Source organism: Gordonia insulae (assembly GCF_003855095.1).
Classification (GTDB): domain Bacteria; phylum Actinomycetota; class Actinomycetes; order Mycobacteriales; family Mycobacteriaceae; genus Gordonia; species Gordonia insulae.
The window spans coordinates 1-13,076 of sequence record NZ_CP033972.1 but is presented as its reverse complement, the minus strand read 5'-3'; the positions used below and the strand labels follow the sequence as shown (position 1 = coordinate 13,076).

Below are 13,076 nucleotides of genomic sequence, written 5' to 3'. Positions count from 1 at the left end.
CATGGCTGTGTCCCTCGCTGAGTCCAAGCTCAACGCGCAAGAGGACTACGACCCGATGGTCATCGACGAGTTCCGCAAGACCAACGCGGTCCTCGACTCGCTGCCCTTCGACGATGCGGTGTCGCCCACCGGCGGCGGCACCCTCGACTACGGCTACCGGCGACTGGTCACCCAGCCGACCGCCGCGACCCGCGCCTACAACACCGAGTACACGCCGCAGAACGTCACCACCGAGAAGAAGAGCGTCACGCTCGCCGTCATGGGTGGTTCGTTCGAGGTCGACCGTGTCCTCGCCAAGCTCGGGCCCGCCGCATCCAGCAACGTCGCCCTGAACATCACCCAGAAGGTGAAGGCCGCCAGCGCCAAGTTCAACGACGAGCTCATCAACGGTGACACCGCCGTCGACTCCAACGGCTTCGACGGCCTCGACAAGGCGCTCACCGGCTCGGCCACCGAGTACCTGCCGCTGAGCAACGGCGTGTCGACCGGTTACATCAACTGGACCGACTTCGACACCGACCAGCGGATGGCGTTCAAGGCGCTCGACCTGCTCGACGAGTGGCTGTCCACCCTCGACGGATCGCCGACCATCATCGTCGCCAACACCCGCGCCCTGGCCCGCGTGCGCGCCATCGCCCGCCGCTCCGGCCAGTACGTGAAGGACCCGGTCGACGGTCTCGTCGGCGCCAACGGCCGCCCCATCGAGCGCGAGACCTACGGTGGCGTCCTGCTCGTCGACGCCGGCAACAAGCCGGGCACCAACAACCCGGTCATCCCGATCGCCACCCGCGACACCGATGGCGGAGGTGCGGGCGGCAACATCACCGGCCTCACCGACATCTACGCCTACCGGGCAGCCCTCGACGGCTTCCATGGCGTCTCGACGGTTGGCGGCCAGTTGGTGCAGACGTGGCTGCCCGACTTCAGCACCGCGGGCGCGGTGAAGAAGGGCGAGGTGGAGCTCGGGCCGGTCGGCTGCGCGCTCAAGGCCACCAAGGCTGCCTCGGTCCTGCGCAACATCAAGGTGCAGTGACCATGGCCGCCGCGAAGGTCCGCACCCCCGTCGAGAAGTACAACGGCACGGTGGCGGGGGTCGAGTTCGTCGACGGTGTCGGCGAAACCGACGACCCGAACGCACTCGCCTACTTCGACCGCCACGGCTACACCGTGGAAACGCCGAAGCGGGCAGCCGCCAGGAAGCCGGCGGCCAAGCCCAGCGAGTAGGCCCCCAGATGTCAGGCGGCCCGGCGTGGCCTCCCGCTGGGTCGCCTGACTCCCCACTCCCCCAAGGAGAAACGATCGTGCGAATCCAGCACAAACGACCCTCGTTCTCGGGCACCGAGATCCATTCGGCCCGCGAACTCGAGTTCGTTGACGGCATCGCCGACACACCCGACAGTCCGGCCTTGGCCGCCGCGCTGTCAGTGAAGGGCTACAGCGTCATCGACGAGGAGCCGGTCAAGGCGAAGCGCAGCCGCAAGCCCAAGCCGCGCGAAGTGGAACTCACCGAAGATGTCGCGTTCGGCGAGCAGGCTGAACCGGAGATCACCGATGACGTACCGCTACCTCCGGATGTCGCCTGATCATGATCGTCTACGCCACCAACGCCGAGCTGGTCACCTGGATCGGATCGGAACCTGACACCGACGACGTCGACCGCATGCTGCGGCAGGCATCCATCCTCGTCGGCCGGGCGTGCCGCAACGACCTGTACGACACGGTGCCGTCCGGCAAGCCGTCGGACGACGATCTCGCCGCCGCGATGCGCGACGCCACCTGCGCACAGGTCGAGCAGTGGATCGAAGCGGGGGTGACGGCGGTCGCGGCCGGCGCGGCAGGAATCGCGATGGTCAAGACGGAGACGACCGTCGACGGAGCCACCTGGAAGTACGACCCCGCCTCGGTCGCTGCAGCCACGCAGGCCCGCATCGACTCCACCATCCGGCTCTGCACCACCGCGCTCGCCGTCCTACGCAACGTGGGTCTCGCATCCGGGTTGGTCTAATGGACGAGTTCCTCACCATCGCCACCACCGTCCAACGCAAGACGGGGCAAGGCTCGTTCGGCGCCACCTACGCCACCCCGACCACCGAACACGGTCGGGTTCGCTACGGCGCCAAACTCATCCGCAACAGTGACGGCGAACAGATCGTGTCGCAGGCGCACATCACCTATCCGCTGAACACGCCGACGATCCCCGTCGACTCGATCGTCACCGTGCCGTCGCACTCCGCACTCGAACGTCGGGTGATCGCCGAGGAACGCCACGACACCGGCATGGCCGACATGCCCAACCACTACACCATCGACCTCGACTGAGGAGACCGCCGTGGGCATCCAGATCGAATGGGACGGCGACGAACTCGACATCGAACCCGCCGCCGAACGCGGACTGCAGGCCGGTGCCGACCTTCTGCTCGACGAATCGAACCGGAAGGTGCCGCTCGAGTATGGCGACCTCGAACGCTCCGGTGTCGCCGTAGCCGAAGGCACCCAGGCCGCCGTCGGATACTCCAGCGTCTACGCCGCCCGGCAGCACGAGGAACTGGGCTGGAAGCACAAGGGCAAGGGTGAGGCGAAGTACCTCGAGAACGGGCTGACCAACAACGTCGGCGAAATCCTCGAGGCGGTCGCCGACGAAATCCGGGATGCCCTGTCGTGACCGCCGTCAACCCGTACGACGTCATCATGGCGATGGCGCAGCGCGCCCACGACCTCGGGCTCGTCTGCTACCGGCCGACTCCTGACATCCCGGCTGTCCCCGACCTGCCGCTCGTCGTCTTCGGTCAACTCCCCGACCCGCCGGTGCGCGCCGTCTCGGTCAACCTGTACAACGTCGCCCCCGAGAAGGACGACAGCCTGCAGACCGCCAACCCTCTCATCTACGCCCAGTGGCGATTCCGTGAACCCGGCGACGACGGGGGCTTGGCGGTCAACGCCCGCACGCACGCTTTCTTCGAGGCGATGCATTCCGAGACTCCCGGCCCGTGGCCGGGTGGTGTGTCACCCCTGTGGTGTCTGCGCACCGTCGTCGGTGAGACCCAGCTCGACAACGGCGCTTGGTCGAAGCCCGACTCGTACGAAATCCGTTACAACCCAGGAGAATGACAATGCCCACAGTTCCTCTCGTTCACGAAACCGGCGCCGCACCCGATCTGATCCAGGCAGGCAAATGGGAGGTGCAGATCCAGACCGGAGGCACCGACGAAGCCCCCACGTTCAGCTTCATCTACGGCCTGACGGACTTCTCGCCGAAGCCCGATATCGGCACCGAAGACGCCACCGACATCTACGACGACGGCTGGAAGCGTGAGGTCGGCGTGTCCGGCGCCTACAACATCGACGTCACCGGCAACGTCCGCGGTGTCATCGAAGATGACGAGTTCACCCAGGACCCCGGCCAGGCCGCCCTGATCGCCGCCGCCGAGGACTTCGGCAACTCGGTCATCCTGCGGTGGTGGCGGCGTGACGGCCTCGACATCGCCTACCAGGCGCAGGTCATCTCGAAGGTGACCGTCGACGGCGGCAAGCCCGGTTCGCTGCAGAAGTTCTCCGGCCAGATCCTCGTGCAGGGCAAGCCGCAGTCCATCACGAAGCCCACCGTCACCACCCCCTGATCCCCACGCTGAATAGGAGGCCATTCAGTGGGATTCTCTGACCTGCGCGAGTTCCTCACCCCGGAACTCGCCCTGCCGATCAACGGCCAGAAGTACGCCGTGTCACCGTCGGCGGATCTGGTGCTGCGCATCCGCGACTACTACACCAACCCCGACCTGATCGGGCAGTCCCGCGACGAGTCGCAGACGTTGGCGCTGCAGCTCGGCGCCGAAATCTATGGCGCCACCTACGATCCCGACACCAAGGTCATCACCGGTGATGCCGGGTCGGCGTGGGAGCAGATGGAAACCGACAACGTGTCGGGCGACCAAGCACTGCGTGCGCTGCAGACCGCGCTCATGTGGTTCGGCATGAGTCACGAGATGGCCGAGAAGTTCTGGGAATCGGGGATGATTCCGCTCCCAAACTTCTCGGCACCGGCATCGGAGACCGAACAGGACCCGGAGCCGGAGAAGCCGAATCGGGCGACGCGGCGGGCGGCCGCCAAGAAGGCGCCGGCCAAGAAGGCTGGGTCAAAGGCTCGCGCGGCTGGTACGACCCCCGCCCCGGCGCCCTCGGAGTAGACGACCCCGGCGGCGGCCAACCCGTCCCCGGAACCAACTACCGCGAGTGGGAAAACCCTCTCGAGTACGCCCCATCGCGGCAACCTGAACCTCTCACCTGGCGCAACCTGCTCGAACACTGGCGCGAAATCGAACTCGACCTGCACACCGAGTTCGCGGTCGACGTCGAATCGGGTGTCCTGCGTGAACGCACCTGGCGGTGGCTGCAACTGCGCATCTTTGACCTGATCGAAACCGAAACGCGGCTGGCTCGCGCCCTACGCGCCGAAAGGAGCACACCCGATGCCTCTTGACGTTGGCAAGCTCCGCGCCACGATGGAACTCGACATCGACCAGTTCAAGTCCGATGTCGACAAGGCGGGCACCGAGTTCAAGCAGCTCGGCCGCAAAGCCGAGGATGCCGGCCAGCAGACCGAGAAGGCGTTCACCAAGGGCAGTCGGGACGCCGCCCAGTCGGTCGATAAGGCGCAGACGCAGATGTCGTCGGCGCTCAAGAAAACCGAGGCCGACGCGAAGTCGGCGGGTGACGGCATCACCGGCGCGTTCCGTAAGGCGGGTTCCGACAGCAAGCAGGCACTCTCGCAGTCGTTTTCCGGCATGGGTCAGGCGGCAGCCGAATCGGGCAGGGAGTCGGCGGGCGGTTTCCTGGATGGCTTCGCGCCCGGTGTCGCGAAGATCGGCGGCAAGGGCGGCGCTGTCGGCATCGCGCTGGCCGGTGCCGCGGCGCTCGGTATCGGCGCAGGCAAGCTGCTCGCCGACAACGTCATGCAGGGCTTCGAGATCCAGGCTCAGCGAGGCGAGACAAAAGCCACGTTCGGTTTCACCGATCGGCAGATGGCTGAGGTCGGCAAGGCGGCGGGCGGTGCCTACGGCAATGCGTGGGGCGAAGGCGTCAACGAGAACATGCGCGCCGCCGGTGTCGCCATGCAGTCGGGGCTCCTCGATGGCAATGCGAGCGCGGCCCAGATTCAGCCGGTCATCGAGAAGCTCGAGATTCTCAAGAAGATGGGCTACGACGTCGAAGAGACGGCGCGCGCGGCCGGGCAGATGGTGAAGACCGGCCTCGCCGACAACGCCACCGAGGCATTCGATCTGATCACGGTCGCGCAGCAGAGGGGGCTCAACGTCTCTGGCGACCTGCTCGACACTCTGGTCGAGTATTCGACCCAGTGGCGCAAGCTCGGAATCGACGGGGCGACAGCGCTGGGCACGATCTCGCAGATGTCGAAGGCCGGTGCGCGTGACACCGACATCGCAGCGGACGCGATGAAGGAACTGAGCATTCGAGTCGTTGACGGATCGAAGTCGACCGAGGACGCTTTCACCTCGCTCGGATTGAACGTCGACGAAACAGCGACCGCGTTCGCGAAGGGTGGAGATGCCGCGCTGGGCATGTCCCGCACGACGCTCCTCGCGCTGGCGAACATCAAGGACCCGGTTGAGCGAAACCGTATTGGCGTCGAACTGTTCGGCACCCAGTGGGAGGACCTCGGCCAGGCGATCGACAGCCTTGATCTGGCGAAAGCCAAGCGGGAATTCGGCGACGTCGGGGGCGCCGCGCAACGTGCCGGTGACGACATGGGCGGCGCCGCATCCTCGATCGAGGGCGTCAGGAACCGCATCTCGATGGCCGCTGACAACATGAAGGTGAAGCTGGCCGAGGCGTTCGCTCCGCAGGTCGGCGACGCCGCGAACTGGGTGACCACGCACTCCCGCGACATCGAGAACGCCTTCCTCGCCGCGGCGAAAGCGGGTGTTCAGTTCGGCGGTGGCCTACTCATCCTTGGCGGCTACCTCACTCAGTTCGGTGCCACCGTCCTCGGGGTCGGCTCCTACATCGCCGATGCATTTCTCATCCCGATCGGCAACGCGCTCAAGGTGGCCGGTGAACTCGGGTCGCACCTCCCCGGGGCGCTGGGCGAGACCGGGCGCGCGATGAAGTCCGCAGGCGACCTGGCAGTGAACGCGGGCGGCAACATCCGCACCATGGCTGCCAACGCCATCGATGCCGGCGACGCGATGAAGGCCGGCGGACAGAAAGCGCTCGAGCTCGCCAACAACATCCATCAGATCCCCGAGGGTAAGGCGATCTCGGTGACCGACCCGGGCGGTCAGGGCGTGCTCGACCGGCTGCGCGCGATGGGCGCCCAGGTCACCACGAACAACGACAAGAACATCGAGGTGCAGGCACCGCTGGCACCGGAGGTGCTCGGCAAGCTGCGCGAGATCGGCGTCGAGGTCGAAACCCGTAACGGCAAGCAGATCATCGTCAAGGCCGACGACAGCGACTATCAGGGCAAGAAGCGGGACTGGCTCGCCAACGCCCGCAAGAACATCGAGGTGTACGCGACGGTCACCGGATCGGGTGCATCGGTCATCGAGAACCCGGCGTTCGGCCAGGGTCTCGGCGTGCTCAAACGGGCCTACGGCGGGCTGGTCTCCGGTCCGGGCGGACCCCGTGACGACCGGGTGCTCGCCGCGTTGTCCAACCGCGAGTTCGTGCACCAGGCCTCCGCCGTCGACTACTACGGCGTCGACTTCATGAACGCCGTCAACCAGCGCCAGTTCCCCCGCTTCGCCGACGGCGGGCTCGTCCAGTTGGGCAACATCTCCGGCGAAGGCATCACCACGCCCGAGCAGCAGTCGATGTGGGATGCCGTCCGCACCCAGTTCCCCAACGCCGTCCTCACCTCGGCCACCCGCACCGTGCAGACGGAAGGACACGCCGACTACCACAACGCCGGCAAGGCGATCGACCTCGGCGGACCAATGGGCCAGATCGCCGCGTGGATCGCGCAGAACTTCGCCGACTCGCTCGAGCTGATCCATTCGCCGTTCGACCACAACATCAAGGACGGCAAGAATGTCGGCGACGGCTTCGGCTTCTACGGCGCCGGGACGATGAACGGTCACGCCGACCATGTGCATTGGGCACTCGGCCACATGGCAGCGCTCGCCGCAGCAGGCGGGGCCGCGGCCGCACCCTCGGTCGCGATCGTCCCCATCGTTCAGAAGCCTGACGGCACCTGGACGTCGCCAAACCCAGAGTGGGCGCACCTGATCCAGCGTGAGTCGGGCGGAAACCCGACCATCGTGCAGGGCATCCAGGATGCCAACTCTGGCGGCAACGAGGCGTCCGGCCTCTACCAGATCGCAAAAGGTACGTGGGCGGGCTACGGCGGCACGCAGTACGCACCGACCGCCGGTCAGGCCACTCCGGAGCAGCAGTCGATCATCGCCGCGAAGATCTTCAACGCCGAGGGCGGAAGCCCGTGGGGCTCGGGCCTGCCCGGCCGCGAGTCCGACGACGGGCTGCGCGCGGGTCTGACGATGACTTCGCCGTCGGCCACCCCCGGCGCATCCGCCAGCCCGAGCGACGACAGCTCGTCGTCGGATTCGGACAGCAGCGCGACGTCGACCCCGTCGAAGCCGCCCGAAGACCCCAACCTCGTCACGCTCAACTTCTCCAACCCGCTCGAACCGTGGTGGTGGAAGGGCGAAAAGCAGTACCGCCAGCGCATCATCGACAACTACGAGAAGCAGAAGGCGTGGGACGAGTACTGGGCTGACCAGTCGGACAAGAGCACCGACGGCACCAACTCGAAGACGAAGACCAAGAAGACGAAGGTCAAGTCGGTTCCCGATGCCACCGAGGACCTCGAGGATGCCAAGGCGGCGCTCGCGATCGCCGAACAACGTCAGCGCGAACTCGACCCGAAGGCGAAAGAGTCGACGAGGATGTCGGCCGAGCAGTCGATCACCAAGGCGCAGCAGAAGGTTCGCGACGCCGAGGCGGCGCTGAAGCTGGCCAAGGAGAATCCGTCCGGCTACAAGGTCGAGCAGGTTCCGAAGATGGCCACCGGCGGCACCATCCCCGGCGTCGGCAACACTGACAGCGTCCACCTTCTCGGCATGCCGGGCGAGGAGATCATCCGCAAGCAGGTCGCCGAACAGCCCGGCATGCGGTCGTTCCTCAAGGCCATCAACGCCGGCCAGGTGGAACCGCCGCGGTTCGCCGGGGGCGGCACAGTCGGCTTCGGCGGCTACACGCATGACACCTCGGATGTGATGGCGCCGAAGAACTGGAACGATTGGCTCGGCCTGGCCACCGGTGCAGGGTTTGCCGCCTACAACACGATCGAGCCGTACGCCAACATGGCGATCACCGGCAACGTCGACCTGGGCAACATCACCCCGCAGATCGGCACCGGCACCACCGACACCGGGCTTGTGTCCTCGACCCTGTCGAGCGTGGGTGGCCAGATCCAGCAGCAGATCGCCGAACTCATCTGGGCTGTCAAGGAGGGCAAGAACATCACCGTGAAGGTCGACGGCATCAAGGACCCATTCAACGCCCCACAGATCGCATCGAGGCGCTGATGCCGCACTATCAGCTCACCGACCTCAACGGTGAAACCTGGCTGCAGCAGGGCAGCCCCGTCACCCCGCAGTACGTGCGCGGCATCGACGGCGCCCCCTTCGAACACGACACCATCCACGGTGTCGGCCAGCGCGGTATCACCGTCACCGGCACCGACCTGCAGGCCGGGCAGGTGGCGATCGGCGCCATCGTGCATCCTGTCCGTCACGGGCTCGCCGACGCTGCCGCGGTCAACGTCCTCTCGAAGTGGCGGGACGGGCTCGGTGAGGGTGAAACGCAGCGCGGCGACAATCAGATGCGTCTGCGTCTCGTCGAGTCCGACCGCTGGCAGGTGATGCGTCTCGCGCAACGCCCCGGCCCGGCCAACTGGGACCGCGTCCGCTACACCTTCATCCTCGACGAGATCGTGCTGCAATCCGACGAATCCGACTGGCGCACGTACCCGCTCGAATACTCTTTCACCGCAGCACAATTCGCGACCGCGACCGTCGAGAATCACGGCACCGTGCCGTCGTGGGTGCGTATGCGGCTGACCGGGCCGATCACCAACCCGCGCCTCGGCCTGCTCGACGAGCAGGTCAAATTGCCGAACCTGGCGGGCGGCCAGTATCTCGAAATCGACACCGACCCGAACTGGTACGGCGTCACCGACCAGGCCGGCGTCGACCGCACCATGAGTCTGTACACGCTGGCCGCGGTCGGCGGCGACGATGACCGGTGGCGTAGCCAGGCTCCGGCCCGCACCACCGGCATCCCCGTCAACATCACCGGCACCAGCACCACCGGGGCGACGAAGCTCGATGTGACGGTGCCGCAGATCTACCGGAGCGCCCTGTGACTGCACCCGGGTATGCGCGCCCCAACAACGACGAGGCGGCATTCGACTACTTCGACGTCGGCCGCCGCAGCGGTACCGGCGCCAACTCGGTGATCGAATGGCGTCCGATCGGCCGCTACGAACGCGCAATGATCAAACCGACGTGGGGGCTCGCGCCAGAAGAGGGCCGCTTTTCGCTGGCGCCCGACCATCCGCTGGTCGACCAGATCCGCAAGGACAACATCGACACCACGTGCTGGCACTTCCGCGCCGGATACAACGGGTTGCCCGCGTTCTCCGGCCGGATCATGGATGTCGACTTCGACGGGGCGCCCGGCCGCGCGCCGTGGGAGTACACAGTCAAGAGCAACAAGACGATCTGGCTGTCGTCGATGAACGCGTGGGTCAACAACCTGTTCCCGCCCGAGGTGCAGTTCAACATCACCGGCAAGCAAGACATCCGGTGGGGTTGGCCCGACCCGGTGATGAAGTCGTATCTCGCCTCGGTGGCGACCCGACTCGATGTGCCAGTGTTCGCGGCGCTGCCGATCAAACAGCCGGAAGGCTGGGAGCAACCCGACCTCGATGACATCGATTCGGTCGAAGATCTGCTCGACCTGATCTTCGACATCGGCGAGGGCGGCGTCGGGCTACAGGCCCGCTTCCCGAGCCTCACCGACCTGTTCACGCCAACAATCGAACGCCTGGAGATGGGTGTCACGATGAACGTGTGGGACGGGCACGGCACCTCCCCTCAGGTCTTCAACACGTCGTCCCTAGCCGCGCTGCAGTCGATCATCAACTACTCGTCCGACAACTTCCTCGACCTGACCCAGCTCCTCAAGCCGGTCAACGACGGGCTGTGGTCGTACAGCATGAACCGGGCGGGCTACGTCTTCGACACCCACCTCAAGCGTGACCGTCGCAACGTCCAGTTCCGTTCCGACGCAGGCCAGATCGGCCGATTCAAATACCATGCCTCACATCCGACGTTGTGGCAGGCGATCGTTGGCGGCAAGTCGCCGTCGGTCATCAACGACGTGATCGAGATCGGCGCCAACCTCGCCATCGCCGCGATCATCGCGGCCATCGCCACCATCCCCGGCGCCGGTGGTATCGCGGGGCTGTCAGTCGGTGTCGGTGACCTGTTCGACAACGTGTTCTTCGCCTACCAGGTGTTCTGGGATCACGACATCCGCAACGCGGTTGGCCCCGACGACTGCCTACCGGAACGGTTCGCCGACAACACCGCCGCGCACAGTCTCGACGCGTACGCGGTGGCGCACAAGATGCTCGACGATGAGGGCGGCAAGGAGTCGCTGGTCATCACCGCCACCGCGGGGACCGCCGACGGTCGGGGCATCAGCTTCGGCGCCGACAACGGCACCGCTCGCCGCTACCAATTGGGCGACACCATCACATGCTGGGATGCCGGCAACGTCGTCGAACAGTATGTGTCGGAGGTGTCCATCGAGCATGTGCCCGGTGAGGCGGCGATCGAGCAGCCGACGATCGGGTTCGACAAACGCGCTCAGGGTCCGTGGGATCGCGCGTTCGGGCTGCTCGGTCAAGCGCAGGGCGGTTTCGCCGCGCTCGCGAATGCGATCTGACGTATCCCTCTGCAACACAAGGTGGTTGACCCATGCGTGTGTATCCACTGAAGAAGGGCACCTACTCAATCAGCTCAGGCTTCGGCCTGCGTGACGGCGGGTTCCACTACGGCCTCGACTTTGCCGCGAAGGACGGAACCCCGTTCTACGCCTGCCAGGGCGGCACCGTGCAGTACATCGGCGGCGCCGACGGCTATGGCCAGTGGATCGTCATCGACTCCGACGACGACGAGGGGGCTGGGTGTGTCGAGTACGGGCATATGTGGGACGCGTTCGCTACGGGCCTGAAGGTCGGCTCGAAAGTCGCCGCGGGCCAATTGATCGGCTACGTCGGCTCCAACGGCGGATCGACCGGACCACACCTGCACATCACCGTCTGGGAACGCGGCTACGGCGGCACCCGCATCGACCCCGCGAAGTGGCTCGCCGGCCGCGGGTTCCCGGGCGAGACCACATCATCGACACCCGCCAAGGAGGCTCCCATGGCTGCCATACCCAACCCGGTCACCCGCACGCAGATCTCGCCGAACCGCCACTCTGGCGGCCGCGATGTCGACTGGATCGTCATCCATACCCAGGAGGGCTCGGGCACCGCGGCGAGCATCACGAACTACCTCTGCACCCCAGCAGCGCAGGTGTCCTACAACGCCGTCTGCGACGACCGGGAAACCGTCCTCGTCGTGCCGTGGGATCAGAACCCGTGGTCGGCGATGAACGCCAACACCCGCGGCGATCACATTCTGATGGCCGGATCGTTCGCGGCGTGGAAGCGCGACAAGTGGCTGGAGCCGGACGCCCGCGATGGGAAAAACGAAGACCTCCAGCTCACGCGCACCGCCGCGCTCGTCGCCTGGCGGTGTGCCGTCCGTGACATCCCGATCCGGTACGTCGGCGGCAAGTTCCCGACCGCGCCGGGCGTGTGCGGGCATCGAGACTTCGGCCAATGGGGCGGTGGCCACACCGACCCGGGGCCGAACTTCCCTTGGGACGAACTGATTTCGAGGGCGACATCGATCTACAACGGAGGAAAGGACTGGCTTGCGATGGCAACAATGGCCGAGGTTGAAGCCCTCATCTACAAGTGCCTCAAGGTCTACGTCGGCCCGATCGGGTCTGACGTGAAGGACATCCGCCAGCAGCTCACCGGCGGCCGTAACGCCGGCGAGTACGGCGGATTCGAGCAGGGCGGCAACCGCACCCTGTACGACCTCGTGGCCGCCGAGGCCGCGAAGAGCGGTGTGCCCAACACCCGCGACACCCTCGAAGGGAAGAAGTGATGACCACCACCTCACCCGCCCGCCTCGTCTTCGGACGTGAGCCCGCCGCCTGGACAGCACTCATCTCAGCGGCACTCGTGCTCCTGACCACGTTCGGGTTCAGCATCTCGACCGACACCCAGGGCGTCATCCTCGCCGCGGCGAACGCGATCCTCGGTCTCGTCGTCGTGATCACCGTGCGCGAGAGCATCTACCCGGCGCTCGTCGCCGTCGTGCAGACCGGCATCCCGCTCGTCGTCGCGTTCGGCCTGGACCTCACCACCGAACAGCAGGGCGCGCTGCTCGCGTTGCTGACCATCGCACTCGGTTTCGTCGGCACCCGCCCGCAGGTGACCCCGAAGGCGAGCGAGCCCGCCAGCGCGGAATGATCCCGCCGCACCTGACCGACAACATCGCGCTCTACGTTGTCGGGACACTCGCCCTCGTGCTCATCGGTGTACTCGCGATGGTCATGAGGGCGATCGTCCGCGGGGACCTCGTCCCCAAGGCCACCGTGGAATCGAACACCGCCGAGCTCCGGGACCGGATCGCCGCCCAAGCCAGTGCGTTGGTGGCGCTGACGAACACCAACAGCACGCTGGTCACGACGAATGCCACTCAGGCCGACAGCATCTCGGATCTCGCCGACGCCGCGCACCTGCAGGTGCGGATCGGTGAGGCTCTGCACAAGCAGCTCGAGGAGGCGTGATGCGGTGGCCACGACGCCCCACCTCGAATCCGCCACCGTCCGATCCGGTGATCGCGGACGCGCACTTTCGGCAGGCCGAAGCGCATCGGCAGTTGCTGCACGCGCAGGCGCAGCAGCCCCGG

Annotated in this window: 15 protein-coding genes; all 15 read left to right on the top strand. The window is 66.3% G+C overall.

Going from position 1 to position 13,076, the window contains the following annotated elements; translation table 11 throughout:
- Position 1: 1 nt before the first annotated feature.
- The 15 genes from D7316_RS00085 (at position 2) to D7316_RS00005 (ending at position 12,954) form a co-directional block, all read left to right on the top strand.
- A complete protein-coding gene (locus D7316_RS00085) occupies positions 2 to 1,033 on the top strand; it encodes a major capsid protein (RefSeq protein WP_124706494.1) in 1,032 nt (343 codons plus the stop codon).
- 2 nt (positions 1,034 to 1,035) lie between these two features.
- Positions 1,036 to 1,224, top strand: coding sequence for a hypothetical protein (locus D7316_RS00080; RefSeq protein ID WP_124706493.1), 189 nt, complete (start codon positions 1,036 to 1,038; stop codon positions 1,222 to 1,224).
- Positions 1,225 to 1,301: 77 nt separating this feature from the next.
- Positions 1,302 to 1,583, top strand: coding sequence for a hypothetical protein (locus D7316_RS00075; protein WP_124706492.1), 282 nt, complete (start codon positions 1,302 to 1,304; stop codon positions 1,581 to 1,583).
- A gap of 2 nt (positions 1,584 to 1,585) precedes the next feature.
- Entirely contained in the window at positions 1,586 to 2,005 is a 420-nt protein-coding gene (locus tag D7316_RS00070; RefSeq protein WP_124706491.1) for a hypothetical protein, read from the top strand.
- Positions 2,005 to 2,319, top strand: coding sequence for a hypothetical protein (locus D7316_RS00065; RefSeq protein WP_124706490.1), 315 nt, complete (start codon positions 2,005 to 2,007; stop codon positions 2,317 to 2,319). Before D7316_RS00070 ends, D7316_RS00065 begins: the two co-directional genes overlap by 1 nt.
- Before the next feature lie 10 nt (positions 2,320 to 2,329).
- Positions 2,330 to 2,662: a hypothetical protein gene (locus D7316_RS00060; protein ID WP_124706489.1), complete on the top strand. Its 333-nt coding sequence runs from the start codon at positions 2,330 to 2,332 to the stop codon at positions 2,660 to 2,662.
- On the top strand, positions 2,659 to 3,108 hold the full coding sequence (locus tag D7316_RS00055; RefSeq protein ID WP_124706488.1) for a hypothetical protein: 450 nt from the start codon (positions 2,659 to 2,661) through the stop codon (positions 3,106 to 3,108). The genes D7316_RS00060 and D7316_RS00055 overlap by 4 nt, the downstream gene beginning before the upstream one ends.
- Positions 3,109 to 3,110: 2 nt before the next feature.
- Positions 3,111 to 3,617 (top strand): phage tail tube protein, encoded by a 507-nt coding sequence (locus D7316_RS00050; RefSeq protein WP_124706487.1) that lies wholly within the window; start codon positions 3,111 to 3,113, stop codon positions 3,615 to 3,617.
- Positions 3,618 to 3,644: 27 nt separating this feature from the next.
- A complete protein-coding gene (locus D7316_RS00045; RefSeq protein WP_124706486.1) occupies positions 3,645 to 4,181 on the top strand; it encodes a DUF7426 family protein in 537 nt (178 codons plus the stop codon).
- 282 nt (positions 4,182 to 4,463) lie between these two features.
- On the top strand, positions 4,464 to 8,561 hold the full coding sequence (locus D7316_RS00035; RefSeq protein ID WP_124706485.1) for a phage tail tape measure protein: 4,098 nt from the start codon (positions 4,464 to 4,466) through the stop codon (positions 8,559 to 8,561).
- Entirely contained in the window at positions 8,561 to 9,400 is an 840-nt protein-coding gene (locus D7316_RS00030; protein ID WP_124706484.1) for a hypothetical protein, read from the top strand. Before D7316_RS00035 ends, D7316_RS00030 begins: the two co-directional genes overlap by 1 nt.
- On the top strand, positions 9,397 to 10,989 hold the full coding sequence (locus D7316_RS00025) for a Gp37-like protein (protein ID WP_124706483.1): 1,593 nt from the start codon (positions 9,397 to 9,399) through the stop codon (positions 10,987 to 10,989). Before D7316_RS00030 ends, D7316_RS00025 begins: the two co-directional genes overlap by 4 nt.
- 32 nt (positions 10,990 to 11,021) lie before the next feature.
- Positions 11,022 to 12,266: a peptidoglycan DD-metalloendopeptidase family protein gene (locus tag D7316_RS27345; protein ID WP_232016697.1), complete on the top strand. Its 1,245-nt coding sequence runs from the start codon at positions 11,022 to 11,024 to the stop codon at positions 12,264 to 12,266.
- Positions 12,266 to 12,634 (top strand): hypothetical protein, encoded by a 369-nt coding sequence (locus D7316_RS00010; protein ID WP_124706482.1) that lies wholly within the window; start codon positions 12,266 to 12,268, stop codon positions 12,632 to 12,634. The genes D7316_RS27345 and D7316_RS00010 overlap by 1 nt, the downstream gene beginning before the upstream one ends.
- Positions 12,631 to 12,954 carry a hypothetical protein gene (locus D7316_RS00005; protein ID WP_124706481.1) on the top strand — a complete coding sequence of 108 codons (324 nt, stop codon included), beginning with the start codon at positions 12,631 to 12,633 and terminating at the stop codon, positions 12,952 to 12,954. Before D7316_RS00010 ends, D7316_RS00005 begins: the two co-directional genes overlap by 4 nt.
- Positions 12,955 to 13,076: the final 122 nt, after the last annotated feature.